Here is a 15,990-nt window from a genome sequence, read left to right as displayed (position 1 = left end):
CGTCCGCGGCACTCATTCTGCCGGCGTGCGATAGGGGGTGAAGTCGCCCAGGGCGCAGGCGCCGGTCATCATGCCGGACGTGCGATCGACGGTGCGCGTCATGTCGCCGCGACACAATTGCGTGCCGAAGCTCTGCGTCACGACGATGTCGCCGCGTGCGAGACCGCTGCAACTGCCGATCAGGTCGTTCCGGTACAGCAGCTTGCGGCTGACCCGATAGAGCAGCACGGTGTCGCTGATGGCGGTCAGGTTGCTCTGCGTCCGCCGGTCGATGCAACTGACGGGCGTGCCCGCGACCTTGCCGTCCAGCGCCTGGGCCAGTTTCGCCGCCTGTTTGTCCGTCAGCGGCCGGGGCACATTGCCGCCGGCACAGGCGGCCAGCAGCAGGGGGGCACATATCATCCATCCGCGCATCGCGTCTCTCCTTCGCAAACCCGTCCTGCGAGACGATGCCATGGCGGCCGGTCCGTCACGCCGCGTCCTTGGCCAGCCGCCGCTCTGCCAGTTCGTCCGCGTCGCGGGCGCGCATGAAGATGTTGGTCGCGCGTTCCTGCCCGATTGTCGTCGGCACGGTGGCCTCGCCGCGCGCGCGGGCTGCTTCCACCGCCGCCACCCGTGCCGCCAGCGCGGCATTTTCCGGCTCCACCCGCACGGCGAAGCGGCCGTTCGAGAGCGTATATTCATGCGCGCAATAGACGATCGTATCGTCCGGCAGGGCGGCCAGCCGCCGCATATTGTCGAACATCTGCGTCGCCGTGCCTTCGAACAGGCGGCCGCATCCCATCGCGAACAATGTGTCGCCCACAAAGACCATATGGTCGTCGGCCAGGTGATAGGCGACGTGCCCGGCGGTATGGGCCGGAACCGCCATCACTCGGGCGCTATGCTCACCGATCCGGACGCTGTCGCCTTCGCCGACCGTCCGGTCGAGCGTGCCGATCTTCGCCGCCTCCGCCGCCGGCCCGGTGATGGTGCATCCGGTCGCTGCCCTGATGGCGGCATTGCCGCCGACATGATCGCCATGCCAGTGGGTGTTCCAGATCTGGCCGATGGTCCAGCCGCGCGCCGCCGCCGCGTCCAGTACCGGCTCCGCCACGGCGGGATCGATCACCACCGTGTCGCCGCTGGCATGGTCGTGCAGCAGCCAGACATAATTGTCGGACAGCACCGGGATGCGCACCACGTCCAGCATGGACATCACCATGTCCCCACATTGGGCATCGAAACCCAGGGTTCGGCTGGCTCCAGATGCCCGTCCTGCAACAGTTCGATCGAGATATTGTCGGGCGTGCGGACGAACGCCATATGCCCGTCGCGCGGCGGGCGGTTGATGGTGATCCCGGCGTCCATCAGCCGCCGGCAGGTGTCGTAGATATTTTCCACCCGGTAGGCCAGGTGCCCGAAATTACGCCCGCCATCATAGGCTTCGGGCGTGCCGCCATCCTCCGGCGGCCAGTTGTAGGTCAGCTCTACCCGTGCATCCTCGTCCCCCGGGGCCGCCATGAAGATCAGCGTGAAGCGGCCCTGCGCATTGTCGAACCGGCTCAGTTCCTTGAGGCCGAGCAGTTCGAAGAAGGCGATCGTCCGATCGACATCGGTGACGCGGATCATGCTATGTAGATATTTGGGCATGGCTATTCTCCGTTCGTCGCTATAAAGCAACGGTTCATCTCGGCGATGGCAGACATGCCTACAAGATAAGGTCGCACGGCACCGGACGGAAGGGGAAAGCGGATGGCATTCGACATAAGGGACAAGGTGATGCTGGGCAGCGCCGCCCTGCTGGCTTTCGGCGTGGTCGCCGGCGGCTACCTGCTGGGCGACGGACTTAAGCGGGCGAAGGCGGCGGACCGTTCCGTCACCGTGCGCGGCCTGGCGGAAAAGGACGTTACCGCCGATCTGGCGACCTGGTCGATCAGCTATTCGGCCACGGGTTTCGACCTGCCCGCAGTGCGATCCGAAATCGACAGCAATACCAAGGAATTGCGCGCATATTTCCAGGCCCTGGGATTCCGGCCGGGCGACCTGACCCCGGTGGGCGCGGGGGTCAACCAGTGGCTCAACAACGGCGTCAACACCATCACCATCACCCAGCGGATGTTGCTGCGCACGACCGACATCCCCCGCGCGCAAAAGGCCGTCGCACAGCAGTTCGACCTGGTGCGGCGCGGCGTGACCCTACAGGAAGGGTCGGGCATGCGTTACAGCTTCACCAAGCTCAACGACATCAAGCCCGACATGGTGGCGGCGGCCACCAGGGATGCGCGCGCCGCCGCCGAACAGTTCGCCCAGGATAGCGGCGCAGGCGTCGGCGGCATCAAGAGCGCGACCCAGGGCTATTTCTCGATCGACGCGCGCGACGGCGAAGGCGGCGGCGACGGGTCGAGCGACACGCCCTACAAGAAGGTACGCGTCGTCACCACGGTCGACTTTTACCTAAAATAGCGGGCGACGGGCGGGGAACTGCGCCTGGTGGTCCGATTCCGACATTCGATACCGTTCGAGGCCAAGTCTCGCTCGAATGTCGAAATCCATCCACTAGGGCGGTGGCAAGCGGGTCAGATTGTCGGCTGCTGCCTTCCCCGCGGGGGAATCGGGCGCCAGCCTGACGGCACGTTCCCAGGCCGATCGCGCGACGTTCGCCTCGCCGCTCAAGATCGCGACATTGCCTTCTTCCAGCGCGACCGAGGCATCGTCGGGCGAAAGCTTCACCGCGCGGGCGACATGCGCCCGGGCCAGCGCCATTTCGCCCGTCCGCCGCGCCAGGGTGGCGGACAACAGCCAGGCGAGCGGGTCCTGCGGCGCCATGGTGAGTGCCGTGTCGAGCGACTCCCGCGCCGCCGTCATATCCCCCAGCGCGACCAGGGCGCGGGCACGGTCGAGATGCACCTCGCCCTTTTCCAGTCCGTCGGGCAGGCCGCGGGCCAGCGCCGCATCGAAATCGGCACGGGCCTTTGCCGCATCCCCGCCGGCCAGCGCGGCGTTGCCCGCCTGTGCCCACAGGCGCGCGCCCTGCGTCATTTCGCCGCCCCGTTCGGCCTCTTCCGCCGCCTGTTCGAACGCGACGACCGCCGGCGCCCACCGCTCGGCCCGGGCATAGGCGAAGCCCAGGCAATGGCGGGCGTAAAAGCTGCCGCCGTCGATCCGCCATTTCTGGGCAAAGGCTATGCCCGCGTCCGGCGCCTCGTTCGCCTGTTCCAGACAGGCCTGAAAGGGCGCGGCGAATTGGGGCGGAACGGGGAGCCTGCCATCCCGGGCAGCGGCAGCATCTTCGGATGGGCTGGCTGCGGCGGCGGCCTGCTGCCGCTCCTTTGCCTTGCGGTTCATCACCGCCTCGATTTCCGGGTCATAGGCCTGAAGCAGCAGCGGCAGCAGGATAAGGGGCATCAGATCATGTCCAGCAAGGCGGAGACGGCCCGGATCAGCAAAGCAATGTCGCCGTCGCGGGAAAGGCGATGGTCGCCGTCCTTAATCAGCAGCGTCTGCACATCGGATGAACGCAACCGGCTGGCAAGGGCGACCGCCACGTCCCACGGCACGTCCGGATCCTGTTGTCCCTGCAGCAATCGTACCGGACAATCGATGGCGATCTGACCGTCCAGCAGGCGCAAGGCCTGTCCAGATTCCCAGAAGGCGCGCGTGGTCACATAGGGATCATCGCCATAGGGTGTCGGCTCCTCGATCCGGCCTTCCGTCTGTAACAGCGCCTTGTCCGCGTCGGTAAAGCCCCACTCGGTAAAATCGGGCGCCGCCGCGATACCGACGATCGCCGCGACCCGCTCCGGCCGGGCCAGCGCCACGAGCAGCGCCAGCCAGCCGCCCATGGACGATCCCACCAGCACGACCGGGCCTTCGACCAGAGAATCGAGCAGCAAAAGGGCATCGTCGCGCCAGCTTGCCAATGTGCCCGCGTCGAACCGCCCTTCGCTCGCGCCGCAGCCGCCATAATCGAGCCGCAGCATGGCGCGCCCGGTCGATGCCGCCCAGCGATCCAGCGCCACCGCCTTGCCGCCCTCCATGTCCGACATATATCCCGGCAGGAAAACCAGCGTCGGCCCTGTCCCGGCGCGATGGCGATAGGCCAGATGCACGCCGTCCGGCCGCGCGAACCGGGCGGGGGGCGAAAGCTGGGTCTGATCCATCGATTGTCTTTCCGCGCTTTGAGGAACCGGTCCCGTGCCATAGTGCAGCTTTCGCCAGAAGCGGGAAAAATATTGCCGGCCGCGCGGTTGACAGCCCCGGAGGCACCGGCTAGTTGCGCGCTCCTACCCCGTGCCCAGATGGCGGAATTGGTAGACGCACCAGCTTCAGGTGCTGGCGATCGCAAGGTCGTGGAGGTTCGAGTCCTCTTCTGGGCACCAATACTGGCTCTGGTAGCGTCCAGGCAAGTCCAGTAAGCGGCTGGTTTCACAGCATTTTTAGACCGAGAATCGCCAGACACCGTCCGGCGAAATCCGCCTAAGGGCATGTGCAGCGACCACAATTGCTGCCCTTTTTGTTGCCCTCGGATCGACCCGGCCTTGCTGGGAAAACGACCATGCTGACCTACATCCAGATCAATGCCGCCAAGCCGAGAGCGAAGGCTTGGAACCTATCCGATTCTCAAAACCTCTATCTCGTTATCCAGCCCAACGGCTCGAAGCTCTGGCGCTTCAACTACCGCTTCCTCGACAAGCAGAAGAAACTCCATCTCGGTGGATGGCCAACCATAAGCCTCGCAGAAGCGCGTGCCCGGCGCGACGAGGCCAAGAAGAAGATTGCCGAGGGGATCGATCCGGCGCTGGAGAAAAAGCGCGCACGGATCGCTGCGAAGTACGCCGCTGCCAACACCTTCGAGGCGGTCGCCGAGGAATGGCTCGTCAAATGCGAGCGGGACGGCCTGGCGCCGGTGACCGTCGACAAGATCCGCTGGCTGCTCGCCAAGGCCTATCCCTTGATCGGTAGCATCCCCATCGCGCAGATCACCCCGCACGAGGCGCTCGCCGTCCTGCGCAAGGTCGAGGCGACCGGCGCCTACGAAAGCGCGCGGCGCATGCGCAGCGTGCTCAGCCGCGTGTTCCGCTATGGCGTGGCGACGGTTCGGTGCGACAAGGATGTCGCCGCTGATCTTCGCGGCGCGATCGCCGTGCCCAAGGTCAAGCATTTCGCGGCCATCACGCGGCCGTCCGAAGTGGGCACGCTGCTGCGGGCAATCGACGGCTATCGCGGCCACAAGGTCACGGTCATGGCGATGCGCCTGTCCCCGCATGTGCTGCTTCGCCCAGGCGAGCTTCGGCAGGCGGTATGGACCGACATCGATTTCGACGAGGCGATCTGGTTCATTCCGGCAGAGAGGATGAAGATGCGGCGACCGCACCGGGTGCCGCTATCGCGGCAGGTGATCGCGATGCTCAAGGAGCTTCACGAGCATACGCACTGGTGGAAATACCTGTTCCCGTGCCTCGGAAAGCCGCGGAAGGCGATGTCGGAGAACGCGGTCAATCAAGGGCTGCGTAAGCTCGGCTACACGACCGACCAAATGACCGCGCACGGCTTCCGGGCAATGGCCGCCACCCTGCTCAACGAGATGGGCGAATGGAACCCCGACGCGATCGAGCGCCAGCTCGCCCATGTCGATACCAACCAAGTCCGGCGCGCTTACGCTCGCGGCGAATATTGGGATGAACGCGTTCGAATGATGCAGCACTGGTCGGACTATCTCGACCTGTTGCGCGACGGCGGAAAGGTACTGCGGCCTGATTTCGGTCGGAAGACGATGGGCTAGCCCAATATGGGTGACGAAACCTCGGACAGGATCGCGTCGAGTCCGAGGTTTTGTCACACTCCCCGCATTTCAGTCCTCGTCGTCGAGCGATGCGCCGGTCGACCAGCGTTCGTCCGTGCGCTCGAGAAAGAAGTCCGCTTCCTCCGTGACCGCCGCCACCGACAGGATCGTCGCACTTCCGTCGAGCCAGGCGTCGTGACCGTCCGGACGCAGGAGCAGCGGCATGTGCCGGCTGGCGCGCTCGATGAGCGGATTGGCCAAGACGAGAAGGCCTGCGCAACCTTGGCCACCCGGCACGCAGAAGCCGGCCCAGCCGACCAGTGGCTGTTCCCACAGGCCCGCCCATGCGCGCGTTCGCTGCCCGCCGGGTCCGTCAGGATAGGCGAAGGATTCAAGCACGATGAGGCAGCGCTCGAGTTCGCCGGGATCCACGAGCGCGCCGGCGTCCGCGCGAAGTTCGCGTGGAAAGAGGATGGCACGATGTGCGCGCGACCGGTCGGAGTCGACGAATGCCGCCGCCGGCAGGCCCCAGGCCTGTGTATCGATCATCCGCCGGCCATTGCGTTCGGTGACGGCAACAACCGGCTCGCCGGGCCAGATCAGGGGTTCCCAGGCCGGCTTGCCGCAAGGCTCGGCGCCGAACAGAGCCTGCATCTCGCTCATGGCGCCTCGGCAACGAAGGAGGGCCGTCACGATCGCGCGGCCTCCAGGCCCGGCTTGCGCGCGAAGCGGAGATGCAGCAGGCGGTCGTCCCGAATCATCAGCGGAGCGCAGCCTCCAGCCTGCCGCGCTGGTCGGCATGCTTTTGCGGATTGCTGTCCCTGAGTTTTCTCAGGTTGAGCAGCTTCCATTTTATCGCCGGCAGGTCCGCAGCCGCCGGATGACCGACCAGCCCGAAGTCCGGCTCGCCATCGTGGAGCGAGAGCAGGAATTCTGCCGCGCCCCCGGTCGCGCGGTCCGCCACATCGCGAAACAGCCGGTCGCGCGCCGCGAGCAGGGTTTGAAGGGGAACATGCTCGATCGTCATGCCGTCGAACTCCTGGGCGAAGGCGCGGTCGATGTCGATGCGATTGGGCGCGATCAGTTCGTGGAGCGGTCGCGGCGAGGAGGCGGCGTAGATCAGGAATGTCCGATACAGCGCGTCGGTGACGCCTTCATGCTCGTACAGGAGATGCACGTCGTACAGATCGCGCGGATGCTGGCGATCAAGCGCGGCGCAGAGCTTGCCGGCGTACAGGTCTTCGAAGGCCAGCACCGACATTTCGGCGAAGCCGAATGCCTCCTCCACCGGGTCGGTCACGCGCATCATGTGCGGCGGCACCACGGTGCCGCGAAGCACCGGTGAAACCTCGATCTTCACCTCGGCCCCGGCGGCGCGCAGCAGGACCCGGGTATCGCCATCGCCGCCGCCGCTGATCCGCTGCGCCTCGATGCCGCGCAGGTCGCGCTGCGCGCGCTCGGCCAGTCGACCGAAGGCGGCACTGATGTTTGTCAGGGCCGTGCCGCGGTCGTCGAGCGGCATGTAGGTGAGGTCGATATCGACCGAAAGCCGCGGCATGTCGCGATAGAACAGGTTGATCGCCGTGCCGCCCTTGAGCGCGAATTCGGGCTCGTCGGCGACCAATGGGAGCGCGCGAACGAGGAGCGCGACCTGCGCCACATAGGCTTCACGGGCCATCTGCCGCCTCTTCCGAACCTGGGGCAGCGAATTCCTCCGGCACGACAAGCTGGTAGGCCGCCGCATAGCGACCGCCTTCGACCAGCATGCGTGGCCCCTTGCCCAGGTCGATGCCCGCCCGGTCGATATGGGCAAGCCAGCGGTGGCGGTGGCGGTCTGCGAACAGGAAGAACAGCCGCTTCACCTTCACGCTCCTGCACGCCTGCAGCAGGTCTTCGAGGCGGCGAGGACGAAGCGATGCGAGCCCCTGGAAGAGCATGTCGACCTTATGGAAGCTTTCCGCATCCGGGAGCTCGTTCAGCGCTTCGAGCACCGCCCTTTCCGGGCTCGAGCGCCGCAGAGGCCAGTTCCATGGGCTAGGAGCATTCCTCGCGGCAGGGTCGAAGTCGTGGTCGTCGATACCAAACGGATTCGATCCGAACAGCTGTCGCCGGCGGAGCAGGACATGGGCATCGAGGGCAAGCTTGGACAGCCACATGGGCACATCACCGTAAAGATAGACGTTCGCGCTGCGCCCGAGGCCAAGATAATGGCTATGTCCTTCGAGACTGAGGGCGGTCATCCCGCCGACGTGGAAGTCATAGCCCATGATCCATTGGGCGGAGAGCACCGCCAATTTCCACTCGACGACTTCCGTCGAGCGCTCCTGCGGATAGGGACGGCGATACACCCCACGGGCGACGCGACCGAGCCATCCTTCGCGATGATAGTCCGAGGCCGAGCTCTTTGCGACGCCGCTAGCGGTCAGCCAGCGCGAATCGACGAGGAAGCCAGGTGGAACCTGATCGAGCACCTGCTTTAGCCGATTTTCATTTGGTCCGTTCATGCCGGACTAAATCGCACTTTTGTAAAATTCGATCAAGAGAGCATTTTGCACAATGCTCAAAAGGTCCGGTCATAGCGGACCAATAGCCGCCTACCCGAAACAATTTTCACTCGCACATAGGTTTGGCAACGCCGGCATCCAGACTGGAAACAGACGAATCTGCAGCTGGTGATCAATGGCTCACTACAGCGGAAATGACCGTTATAGCAGGCACAAAAGCCTTCCAAGCCCACTATAACGGTCATTCTGCCGAGTTGACAGGCCACGACGCACAAACCTGCGCATTACCTGCGGTCCTTGCCTGCGCGCTTCCGTTCGGGATCGTTCGCAACCAACGATTAGGGATGCAAATTCCCAGGCAGCTTCAGGCCGGTCCCTCAGTGACGGGACCGGCATTGTCCGTCAGCAGCTTCAGGCTGCGATACTGCACCAGGGTGGCTCGCCCGACCTTGGTCGTTTCGAGATCGCCGGACTGGATGAGCTCGTAGATCCGTGAGCGGCTCAGCCCGGTGATCCGCACCGCCGTCGATATCCGTACCGTCAGCGGTTCGATCTTCTTCTCCCAGGGGCGCTCGATCATTTCGCCCTCCGGGCCGATGCCTCGCGCGACCGCGCGAAGCCGCGATCGCTTTCGAGGAAGGTCGACAGCATCGCCGGGATCAATTCAGCAACCGGCTCCTCCACGCCGTAGGTCTCGGCATAGAGTACGGCATAGGCTTGCAAGCCAGCCTGCAGGTCCGGCGTGATCGTCACGGACAGCTTCACCGGCGTTCGATCCGGCAGCTTGCCCAGTTTCAGGTCGACCATGTCAGCCTGCCTTTCCGCGCCAGGGCGCGAGGACGAGGTCACGGGTCACCAACACCCGGACCGGCGCACCGGGGCGGATCGTGATCGTCGGCTGGATGTCGAGATTGCGCTGCGTGATCCGGTCGCCGGCGCGGGCCGTGTTCGACTGGGCGGATTGCCGGATTGCCTGGACGAGATCGTTCTCGCCGCTGATGGTGAGCTCCGAGCCGACGCCCAGCATCGTCGCAATGGCTACGCCCTTGAGCAGCGTCCATGTGTGGAAATCGACATTGTCCGCCAGCCCGCCATAGCCCGCAGCGTCGGTCGCCGGCATGTTGTCGAGGCGGACCGAGCTGCCGTCCGGCAGGATCAGTCGTTGCCAGATGACCAGCGCCCGCCGCTGGCCGAACGCCACCACGCTATCATATTTGCCGATGAGGCGAGCGCCCTGTGGCACGAGCAGGATGTTGCCCGTCACCGTGTCGAACACATTCTGCGTCACCTGCGCGGTGACCATGCCCGGCAGGTCGGAATTGAGCCCGGTGATGAGGCTCGCCGCGATGACGCTGCCGGCAAGGAGACTGTTGGGCGACACGGGCGCCACCAGCCCGCCGGAATTGAGATCGTCTTCGGTGTTGCGCCCGGATGCGAATTGCTCCTTTCGCGTCCCCGCCAAGGAAGGCGCGACAGGTTGCGGAGCGGTCAACGCAGCGGTCGCGTCTGCCATCGAGGGTGCGGCGACGCCTCTGCCGGTCGCGACCTGCGCCATCAGGCCGGACTCGCGCGCGGCCTTGAGCTCGGCGAGGCGCTGCTGCCGAGCAGCCTCCGCGGTATCGATCGGCGATGGCGCGACCTCGGCTCCCGCCCGCTGCTGCGCCCGCAGGATCGGCCGACCGAGGTCGCCGGGAAGCGGCGGCCCGAGCTTCGGCGCGTCGCCGTAACTCGCCGGCAATCCGGAGAGCGCGTCGGACGCAGGCTTCGACAATGGCTGCGATAGTTCGCTGTCCTGGGCCACCTGCCTGAACACCTGCGGCTTGAGCGCCATCCAGGCGATCCCCATCAGGCTCGCCGATCCGAGTGCCGCGACGCCGATGATCGCGCCCTTGCGAAAGCGGATCGCACGCGCCGGGCGTGAGCGGATGGCCAAAGTCTCTGGATCGAGCTTTGGCTGCGGGGACTGGGGCGGCAAGCCCGATGCGGCTGAAGCGGGTGCAGTTGCCTCGGTCATGCGCCCCTCCGCTTGGCCGATGGCGCTATGCGGTCGATGCGAACAATCTGCTGCTTCTTAAGGCCGAGACGAAGCTCCGCGGCGTCGAAAATCCGGTCGACGATGTAGAAGCGGCCGCTCAGCCGGTAGTTGACCAGCTCAGCCTTGCCCTCGCGGTCGGCGATAAACAGTGGCGGCGCCTCGCTATTCGCCAACGATGCGGGGAACTCGACATAGGTCCGCTGGCCGTCGTCGAATGCGCGCAACGGACGCCATCCGGGCTTGTCGCCGCTGATCGCGTAGTCGAAGTGAAGCGTCTCGACCGACAGTCCCGTCGCGACAGGCGCGGCGGCTCGCTCGGCTTCGGTCTTCCGGCGGAGCGCCAGCAATTCATCCTGCGGATAGGTCCAGCGCATCGACGACAGCGCGGTCGCCGACGTGCTGACCAGCCGGACATGATAGGTGCGACGGTCTGTCGTCACGACGAGGTTGGTGACGAGACCGCCCGAGAAGGGCTTCACGAGCAAATGCGTTTGCTTCGTCTCGCCGGAGCCGCTGGTGGTGTCGCCGATCACCCAGCGCGCGGTATCGCCGCTCGCCACCGCGATCAGCGATTCACCGGGCTGGAGGACGATGTCGGTCACCAGTCCGGGCGCCGTGTAGGCGATATAGATCGTGCCCTCGCTCCAAGGATAGACCTGCGCACCGCCGATGAACCCGGACGGCGCCGGCCGGAACGTCGCCGCGCGGTTTGCGGTCGCGACATGACGGATCGATCCCGCCTTTGTTTCGGGCTGGGCGAGTGCCGGCGTGGCGGCGAGAATTCCGGCGAGCGCTGGAAAGATGGCCGATTTCATGGTTGCGTCTCCTGGGTGTTGATGGCCGGGTCGTCGGACGCGGGATCGAGCGGCGAGCCAGCGGGGATCGAGCGTGCGACAGTCGAGGGTAGGTCCGCGGGTAACGCGGTCGGCGCAGGGCGCTCGGGTGCCTCGCCGTCCAGTTCGCGGCTCCAGTCGATCGCGTCGACGTAGATGCCGAGCGGGTTCTTGCGAAGGACGTCGGCCGATGCCGGCGGGCGGGTGACGGTAGTCAGGATCGCGGTCCAGCGGCTGGTGCCGGATTGCGAGCCGCGCTCGAAGGCAGTCTCGGTCCACTTCACTTGGAACGACTTGTCCGATGCCCGCACGACGCTGGTGACCTGAACCGACACGGTCCGCTCGCCGACGTTGGCGAACGGCGCGGCCGAGCGGGCATATTCGCCGAGGAACTGGGCGCCCCGCTTGGTGGCGAAGTCATAGGCCTCGAGCCAGTCGCGGCGCATCAGCACCGGGTCGAGCGACACCGAGCGGACATTGGTGATGAAATGCGACAGGTGCCAGGCGACCTGCGGATCGGTTGGCCGGTAGTCGACATCGGCGGCCTGCACCGAGCGGGCCTCGCCGAGCCGGTCGACCTCTACCACATAGGGCGTGACGCGGCTTTGCAGAGACTGCCAAGCGAGACCCGCCGACGTGCCCGCCGTCAGGGCAAGGCATCCGAACGCCATCAGCCGCCAGTTGCGCGCCTGCACCCGCGCCGAGCCGATGCGCTCGTCCCAGAGCTGGCCCGCGCGCTGGTACGGCGTCTCGGGCGGTGGCGTGCGCCCGTAGCGCTGCGCACTTCGCTTGAAGAACATGGCTTAGTCGTTCCTTTCCTTGATGTCGGGAGTGGCGGACGCGCCGCCGCGGTCGCCCTGCTGGAGCGTGTGGATGGCGAGCTGACGGCGATGCCGATTGGTCTGCTGGTCGCGCATCGCGCGAGCCCAGGTCGGCGTTCCCGTCTCCCCGCCGCTGCCCGGTCCGCCCTGCGACGGCGACGGAGAGTTCTGGTTGAGAGCGTTCCAGGCCGCCTGACGTCCGCCTGCTGTAGCCTTGCCCAGCCCGAGCGCGCCGCTGGCGCGGGACTTGGCAGCGTTACCGGCGGCGCGCGCCACGCCGCCGAGCCCGGTCCCCACGGATGGCGTGGCGGCTGTCTCGCGGCCGAGCTGGTAGGCGGTCGATGCGGCCGACCCCATCGCGGTGCCCGAGCGAACCGCGCCGAGCGCCGCACCGCCGAGCGCGCGGGCGCCACCAACGGCAGCACCCCCGGCGAGCATCGTGACACCGGCCGCGCCAACGGCCGTGCCGAGGGCGGCACCGGCACCGAGCTGCGGCGCGCCGGCGACCAGGCCGGAGGCGATCGATGGGCCAAAGATCCCGATGCCGAACAGCGACAAGCTGGCGAGCACGAGGCTCATGGCCTGGCCAATGTCGGGCTCCTGGCCCTGGAGCGCCTCGGTGAACTCGGTGAAGAAATTGGACCCGATGCCGACGATGACGGCCAGCACCATGACCTTGATGCCCGAGCTCACGACATTGCCGAGCACGCGCTCGGCGAGGAAGCTGGTCCGGTTCCACAGCGCGAACGGCACGAGGATGAAGCCCGCGAGGCTGGTCAGCTTGAATTCGAGGATGCAGACGAACATCTGCACGGCGAGGATGAAGAAGGCGACGATCACCAGCGCCCAGGCAAACAGCAGCACCATGATGGTCAGGAAATTGTCGAAGAAGGTCGTGAACCCGACCATCTCGCTGGCCTGTCCGAGCAGCGGCCACGCGGCCGAGAAGCCGGTCCCGGCAAGTCGCCCGGGCTTGAGCAGGTCGTCGGCCGTGAGCACTCCGCCCCCGGCAGTCAGGCCGGCCTGCGCGAACGAGCGGAAGATGATGTCGGCGAGCGTCGAGAAGCTGTTCAGGATGAACGCGAATGCGCCGATATAGAGGATCTTCTTGAGGAACCGGCCGATGACATTGTCCTCGCCGCCCATCGCCCAGAACAGGCCGGCAAGCGTGATGTCGATACCAATCAGCGTCGCGGTGAGGAACCCAACGTCCGGCCCGAGCAACCCGAACCCGCTGTCGATGTAGGTGATGAACGCCTGCAGGAAGCGGTCGATGACATTGAGGTCGTTCAAAGCGCTACACTTCCTGGTTGGTGTTGAGAGATGTCGCGGGACGCGGCTGGGGAGCGGAACCGCGCCCCGCGACGGCGACTGGCGGCGGAGGGAACGCCGCCGATCGCAGGTCCGGATCGGGCCTGTCGGCCCGAGGGGGCTATCGGGGCGTGTAGGCCGATCCGGAACCGAGGAACTTCTTGGTGGCGGCACGGGCTTCTACCGCCTGGGTGGCGCGGCGCGCCCGCTCGACGGCTTCGCTGCGGAATTGCGCCGCCATCAAGTGCTGAAGCTGGAACTGCTGCTTGGCGGTGAGCGCGAGCAGCTGGTTGGTCGCCTGCTGGGCCTGGAGCGATCCCTCTGCGCCCTGACTGCGTGCGACGATGTCCGCCAGCGCCTGGGTGTCCGCCTGGATATTCTCGACGACCTGCGCCTGCACGGTCATCGTCTGGCGGAACGCGCCCATGCTGGCGTCGAGGCGCGACCTTGCATCGCGCACGCGCGCGTCGGTGCGCAGCGCGGATGAGAAGTCCTCCGGGAAGAGCTTCTGGAACTTGTCGTCGAGCTGGTCGACGCGGAAGTCGATGGCCTGCGCGCGGCCCATCAGCCGGTCGATCTCGGCGAGCTTCTGCTTGAGCGCATCGAGCTGCGGAAAGTCGATGGTCTCCAAGTTCTTGCCCATGTTGACCAGCATCTGCGCTTCGTTCTGGAGCTGCTGGATCTGCTGGTTGACGGTCTGCAGTGTACGCGCGGCGGTCAGGATGTTCTGCGCATAGTTGCTGGGGTCGAACACCACGCCGCCGAACTGCGCATGGGCTGGTGTTGCCGGTACGGTCAGGGTGAGGCCGAGGGAGCCAACGGCGAGCAGGGCAGCGGCAAAGGGCTTTGCGTGCATGCGGATGGAAGAGGACATGGATGATCTCCAGGGACTGACGAGTTCTCCCGGCAACGCGGAAGCGTGCCTCAGGATTGTCCGCCAGTCTGTCTCATCCGGGTGCTTGGGATCAGTGACCCGCTGGGGTCTGCGCATACCCCTCTGGGGACCGACAGCACGGACTGGTCAGATTGGAGGCGGGTTCGACGCCATGCCCGCCAGAAGCTGCCGCTTGTTCATCGAGTTCAATCAGGTCGCCATCCGTGGGTGTCGATCGGGCAGCCGGCGCTGTCGCCGGCTGCCCGATACAGTTTCGTTCGGTCCACTACCGAAGCGCTGCGATGACGACCTCTGCCAAGGGAGCCGACGACTGCGGGTTCTGGCCGGTGAGCAGATTACCGTCCTTGACGACGTGCGCGTGCCAGTTCGGCCCCTGCTCGAACACGGCGCCCTGCTTGCGCAGGGTGTCGGCCAGCAGCCAGGGCGCATTCTCCGCTGTCCCGAACTCGATCTCCTCTTCGTCGCTGAGCGCGGTCATCTTGCGGCCGGCGAATGGCCAGCGGCCGTTCTCGTCCCGTGCCGCCAGTAGCGCCGCCGGGCCATGGCAGACCGCAGCGATGACCTTGCCGGTCTTGTCCGCCTCGATCAGCACGCGGCCCATGTCGGGATCCCTGTAGAGATCCTCGACCGGGCCGTGTCCGCCGGGGACCACGATAGCGTCATAGTCGGCGGTCCTGATGTCGGCGAGGATGAGCGGCTTTTCGACGCGCTCGGCATTTTTGTCGAGATAGGCCCGCATGCGGTCTGCAACCTTCTCGCCGACCGTGCCGGGGTCGAGGCTGCGCTTGTCCATCGTCGGCACGATGCCGCCGGGGCTGGCGAGATCGACCTTGAAGCCGGCCCGCACAAAGGCTTCGTCGAGATCGACGAACTCCTGCGCCCAGACGCCGGATTCATAGATGGAGCCATCGGCACGGGTCCATTTGTCCGCAGCCGAAAGAACGATCAGGATATTGGTCATGATATGTCTCCTGCTTGTCGTCGGGAAGACGACCGGTTGATGAGATTAGGGTTGAGGGTCAGATGTTCTGGCCGCCGGACACTTCGATCCGCTGGGCCGTGATCCAGCGATTGTCAGGGCCAAGCAGGCTGGCGATGGCCGGCCCGATGTCGTCGGGGACACCGACCCGCCCGAGCGCAATCATGTTGGCGAAGGCCTCGTTATATTCCGGCGTGTCGCGCACCGCGCCGCCGAGGAAGTCGGTCTCGATTGCGCCCGGTGCGATCGCATTCGCGGTGATGCTGCGGCTGCCGAGTTCCTTGGCCATGTAGAGCGTGAGGATCTCGATCGCGCCCTTCGCGGCCGAATAGGCCGAGAAGCCGGGATAGGAGACCCGGGTCAAACCCGACGAGAAGTTCACGATGCGGCCGCCATCGGCAATCAGCGGCAGCAGCGCCTGAGTGAGGAAGAACACGCCCTTCACGTGGACGTTGAACAGCTGGTCGAACTGCGCCTCGCTGGTCTCGGCGAAGCTCGCCATCTCGCCATGGCCGGCATTGTTGACCAGATGATCGAAGCTCTCTCGACCCCAGGACTGGAGCGTCGTGCGAACTCGGTCGGCGAACGGCTTCAGGGCAGCGATGTCACCGACATCGAGCTGCAGCGCGACCGCTCTGCGGTCGAGTGCTTCGATCTCCGCGACGACGGCCTGAGCCTGCTCGGCCCCGCTGCGGTAGGTGAAGATCACGTCGCCGCCGTGGCGGGCGATGCTGATGGCGGTGTTGCGGCCGAGGCCACGGCTGCCGCCGGTAACGATGGAAATGGTGGTCATTGGTCAGTCCTTTCGTGGTTCTTGATGTGTCGGCAGCCCGCCGACGGGGTGGTAG

At 65.9% G+C, this 15,990-nt stretch carries 19 protein-coding genes and 1 tRNA gene; 3 read left to right on the top strand and 17 right to left on the bottom strand.

What is annotated here, in order from left to right; all coding sequences use genetic code 11:
- Positions 1-12: 12 nt before the first annotated feature.
- Genes J3E64_RS05195 through J3E64_RS05185 form a run of 3 tightly spaced genes read right to left on the bottom strand, consistent with a single transcriptional unit; the run spans position 13 to position 1,632 of the window.
- Positions 13-414 carry a hypothetical protein gene (locus J3E64_RS05195; protein WP_253340580.1) on the bottom strand — a complete coding sequence of 134 codons (402 nt, stop codon included), beginning with the start codon at positions 412-414 and terminating at the stop codon, positions 13-15.
- Between the two features lie 55 nt (positions 415-469).
- Positions 470-1,192 carry a hydroxyacylglutathione hydrolase gene (gene gloB, locus J3E64_RS05190; RefSeq protein ID WP_253341001.1) on the bottom strand — a complete coding sequence of 241 codons (723 nt, stop codon included), beginning with the start codon at positions 1,190-1,192 and terminating at the stop codon, positions 470-472.
- Between the two features lie 5 nt (positions 1,193-1,197).
- Positions 1,198-1,632 (bottom strand): VOC family protein, encoded by a 435-nt coding sequence (locus J3E64_RS05185; protein WP_253340578.1) that lies wholly within the window; start codon positions 1,630-1,632, stop codon positions 1,198-1,200.
- A 102-nt stretch (positions 1,633-1,734) separates the two neighbouring features.
- Between J3E64_RS05185 and J3E64_RS05180 the strand changes: the two genes are divergently transcribed.
- Positions 1,735-2,445, top strand: a complete 711-nt coding sequence (locus J3E64_RS05180) for an SIMPL domain-containing protein (RefSeq protein ID WP_253340576.1) — start codon at positions 1,735-1,737, stop codon at positions 2,443-2,445.
- 93 nt (positions 2,446-2,538) lie between these two features.
- Here J3E64_RS05180 and J3E64_RS05175 read toward each other — a convergent pair whose 3' ends face one another.
- Both J3E64_RS05175 and J3E64_RS05170 read right to left on the bottom strand, forming a co-directional pair.
- Entirely contained in the window at positions 2,539-3,387 is an 849-nt protein-coding gene (locus tag J3E64_RS05175) for a tetratricopeptide repeat protein (protein WP_253340574.1), read from the bottom strand.
- Entirely contained in the window at positions 3,387-4,142 is a 756-nt protein-coding gene (locus J3E64_RS05170) for an alpha/beta hydrolase (RefSeq protein WP_253340572.1), read from the bottom strand. Before J3E64_RS05170 ends, J3E64_RS05175 begins: the two co-directional genes overlap by 1 nt.
- A gap of 132 nt (positions 4,143-4,274) precedes the next feature.
- On the opposite strand from J3E64_RS05170, the gene J3E64_RS05165 reads away from it, so the two are divergent.
- Both J3E64_RS05165 and J3E64_RS05160 read left to right on the top strand, forming a co-directional pair.
- Positions 4,275-4,361 (top strand) — tRNA-Leu (locus tag J3E64_RS05165).
- A 176-nt stretch (positions 4,362-4,537) separates the two neighbouring features.
- Positions 4,538-5,764 carry an integrase arm-type DNA-binding domain-containing protein gene (locus J3E64_RS05160; protein WP_253340569.1) on the top strand — a complete coding sequence of 409 codons (1,227 nt, stop codon included), beginning with the start codon at positions 4,538-4,540 and terminating at the stop codon, positions 5,762-5,764.
- Positions 5,765-5,833: 69 nt separating this feature from the next.
- Here the strand turns inward: J3E64_RS05160 and J3E64_RS05155 are convergent, their stop codons facing one another.
- The 12 genes from J3E64_RS05155 to J3E64_RS05100 all read right to left on the bottom strand — a co-directional run bounded on the left by J3E64_RS05155 (position 5,834) and on the right by J3E64_RS05100 (position 15,935).
- The gene (locus J3E64_RS05155) at positions 5,834-6,427 is read right to left on the bottom strand and encodes a hypothetical protein (protein WP_253340567.1); all 594 of its coding nucleotides are present in this window, start codon (positions 6,425-6,427) and stop codon (positions 5,834-5,836) included.
- Between the two features lie 97 nt (positions 6,428-6,524).
- The gene (locus tag J3E64_RS05150; protein WP_253340565.1) at positions 6,525-7,442 is read right to left on the bottom strand and encodes a nucleotidyl transferase AbiEii/AbiGii toxin family protein; all 918 of its coding nucleotides are present in this window, start codon (positions 7,440-7,442) and stop codon (positions 6,525-6,527) included.
- On the bottom strand, positions 7,432-8,268 hold the full coding sequence (locus J3E64_RS05145) for a type IV toxin-antitoxin system AbiEi family antitoxin domain-containing protein (protein ID WP_301287134.1): 837 nt from the start codon (positions 8,266-8,268) through the stop codon (positions 7,432-7,434). The genes J3E64_RS05150 and J3E64_RS05145 overlap by 11 nt, the downstream gene beginning before the upstream one ends.
- Before the next feature lie 364 nt (positions 8,269-8,632).
- Positions 8,633-8,848 carry a helix-turn-helix domain-containing protein gene (locus J3E64_RS05140; protein WP_253340561.1) on the bottom strand — a complete coding sequence of 72 codons (216 nt, stop codon included), beginning with the start codon at positions 8,846-8,848 and terminating at the stop codon, positions 8,633-8,635.
- Positions 8,845-9,075 (bottom strand): DUF2274 domain-containing protein, encoded by a 231-nt coding sequence (locus J3E64_RS05135; protein ID WP_253340559.1) that lies wholly within the window; start codon positions 9,073-9,075, stop codon positions 8,845-8,847. The genes J3E64_RS05140 and J3E64_RS05135 overlap by 4 nt, the downstream gene beginning before the upstream one ends.
- Position 9,076: 1 nt before the next feature.
- Entirely contained in the window at positions 9,077-10,282 is a 1,206-nt protein-coding gene (locus tag J3E64_RS05130) for a TrbI/VirB10 family protein (protein WP_253340557.1), read from the bottom strand.
- On the bottom strand, positions 10,279-11,118 hold the full coding sequence (gene trbG / locus J3E64_RS05125; protein ID WP_253340555.1) for a P-type conjugative transfer protein TrbG: 840 nt from the start codon (positions 11,116-11,118) through the stop codon (positions 10,279-10,281). The genes J3E64_RS05130 and trbG overlap by 4 nt, the downstream gene beginning before the upstream one ends.
- The gene (trbF, locus tag J3E64_RS05120; protein WP_253340553.1) at positions 11,115-11,936 is read right to left on the bottom strand and encodes a conjugal transfer protein TrbF; all 822 of its coding nucleotides are present in this window, start codon (positions 11,934-11,936) and stop codon (positions 11,115-11,117) included. The genes trbG and trbF overlap by 4 nt, the downstream gene beginning before the upstream one ends.
- Before the next feature lie 3 nt (positions 11,937-11,939).
- The gene (gene trbL / locus J3E64_RS05115) at positions 11,940-13,250 is read right to left on the bottom strand and encodes a P-type conjugative transfer protein TrbL (RefSeq protein WP_253340551.1); all 1,311 of its coding nucleotides are present in this window, start codon (positions 13,248-13,250) and stop codon (positions 11,940-11,942) included.
- 139 nt (positions 13,251-13,389) lie between these two features.
- Entirely contained in the window at positions 13,390-14,142 is a 753-nt protein-coding gene (gene trbJ, locus J3E64_RS05110; RefSeq protein WP_253340549.1) for a P-type conjugative transfer protein TrbJ, read from the bottom strand.
- Between the two features lie 286 nt (positions 14,143-14,428).
- Positions 14,429-15,124, bottom strand: coding sequence for a type 1 glutamine amidotransferase domain-containing protein (locus tag J3E64_RS05105; RefSeq protein WP_253340547.1), 696 nt, complete (start codon positions 15,122-15,124; stop codon positions 14,429-14,431).
- A 58-nt stretch (positions 15,125-15,182) separates the two neighbouring features.
- On the bottom strand, positions 15,183-15,935 hold the full coding sequence (locus tag J3E64_RS05100; protein WP_253340545.1) for an SDR family NAD(P)-dependent oxidoreductase: 753 nt from the start codon (positions 15,933-15,935) through the stop codon (positions 15,183-15,185).
- Positions 15,936-15,990: the final 55 nt, after the last annotated feature.

The organism is Sphingobium sp. OAS761 (assembly GCF_024168485.1).
Taxonomy (GTDB): Bacteria; Pseudomonadota; Alphaproteobacteria; order Sphingomonadales; family Sphingomonadaceae; genus Sphingobium.
This window is presented reverse-complemented; position numbering and strand designations above follow the sequence as displayed.

Bases quoted from the DNA above. Each gene is read 5' to 3' on its own strand.
- J3E64_RS05195 (WP_253340580.1), bottom strand. From the start codon at position 414: ATGCGCGGATGGATGATATGTGCCCCCCTGCTGCTGGCCGCCTGTGCC.
- gloB (WP_253341001.1), bottom strand. From the start codon at position 1,192: ATGCTGGACGTGGTGCGCATCCCGGTGCTGTCCGACAATTATGTCTGG.
- J3E64_RS05185 (WP_253340578.1), bottom strand. From the start codon at position 1,632: ATGCCCAAATATCTACATAGCATGATCCGCGTCACCGATGTCGATCGG.
- J3E64_RS05180 (WP_253340576.1), top strand. From the start codon at position 1,735: ATGGCATTCGACATAAGGGACAAGGTGATGCTGGGCAGCGCCGCCCTG.
- J3E64_RS05175 (WP_253340574.1), bottom strand. From the start codon at position 3,387: ATGCCCCTTATCCTGCTGCCGCTGCTGCTTCAGGCCTATGACCCGGAA.
- J3E64_RS05170 (WP_253340572.1), bottom strand. From the start codon at position 4,142: ATGGATCAGACCCAGCTTTCGCCCCCCGCCCGGTTCGCGCGGCCGGAC.
- J3E64_RS05160 (WP_253340569.1), top strand. From the start codon at position 4,538: ATGCTGACCTACATCCAGATCAATGCCGCCAAGCCGAGAGCGAAGGCT.
- J3E64_RS05155 (WP_253340567.1), bottom strand. From the start codon at position 6,427: ATGAGCGAGATGCAGGCTCTGTTCGGCGCCGAGCCTTGCGGCAAGCCG.
- J3E64_RS05150 (WP_253340565.1), bottom strand. From the start codon at position 7,442: ATGGCCCGTGAAGCCTATGTGGCGCAGGTCGCGCTCCTCGTTCGCGCG.
- J3E64_RS05145 (WP_301287134.1), bottom strand. From the start codon at position 8,268: ATGAACGGACCAAATGAAAATCGGCTAAAGCAGGTGCTCGATCAGGTT.
- J3E64_RS05140 (WP_253340561.1), bottom strand. From the start codon at position 8,848: ATGATCGAGCGCCCCTGGGAGAAGAAGATCGAACCGCTGACGGTACGG.
- J3E64_RS05135 (WP_253340559.1), bottom strand. From the start codon at position 9,075: ATGGTCGACCTGAAACTGGGCAAGCTGCCGGATCGAACGCCGGTGAAG.
- J3E64_RS05130 (WP_253340557.1), bottom strand. From the start codon at position 10,282: ATGACCGAGGCAACTGCACCCGCTTCAGCCGCATCGGGCTTGCCGCCC.
- trbG (WP_253340555.1), bottom strand. From the start codon at position 11,118: ATGAAATCGGCCATCTTTCCAGCGCTCGCCGGAATTCTCGCCGCCACG.
- trbF (WP_253340553.1), bottom strand. From the start codon at position 11,936: ATGTTCTTCAAGCGAAGTGCGCAGCGCTACGGGCGCACGCCACCGCCC.
- trbJ (WP_253340549.1), bottom strand. From the start codon at position 14,142: ATGTCCTCTTCCATCCGCATGCACGCAAAGCCCTTTGCCGCTGCCCTG.
- J3E64_RS05105 (WP_253340547.1), bottom strand. From the start codon at position 15,124: ATGACCAATATCCTGATCGTTCTTTCGGCTGCGGACAAATGGACCCGT.
- J3E64_RS05100 (WP_253340545.1), bottom strand. From the start codon at position 15,935: ATGACCACCATTTCCATCGTTACCGGCGGCAGCCGTGGCCTCGGCCGC.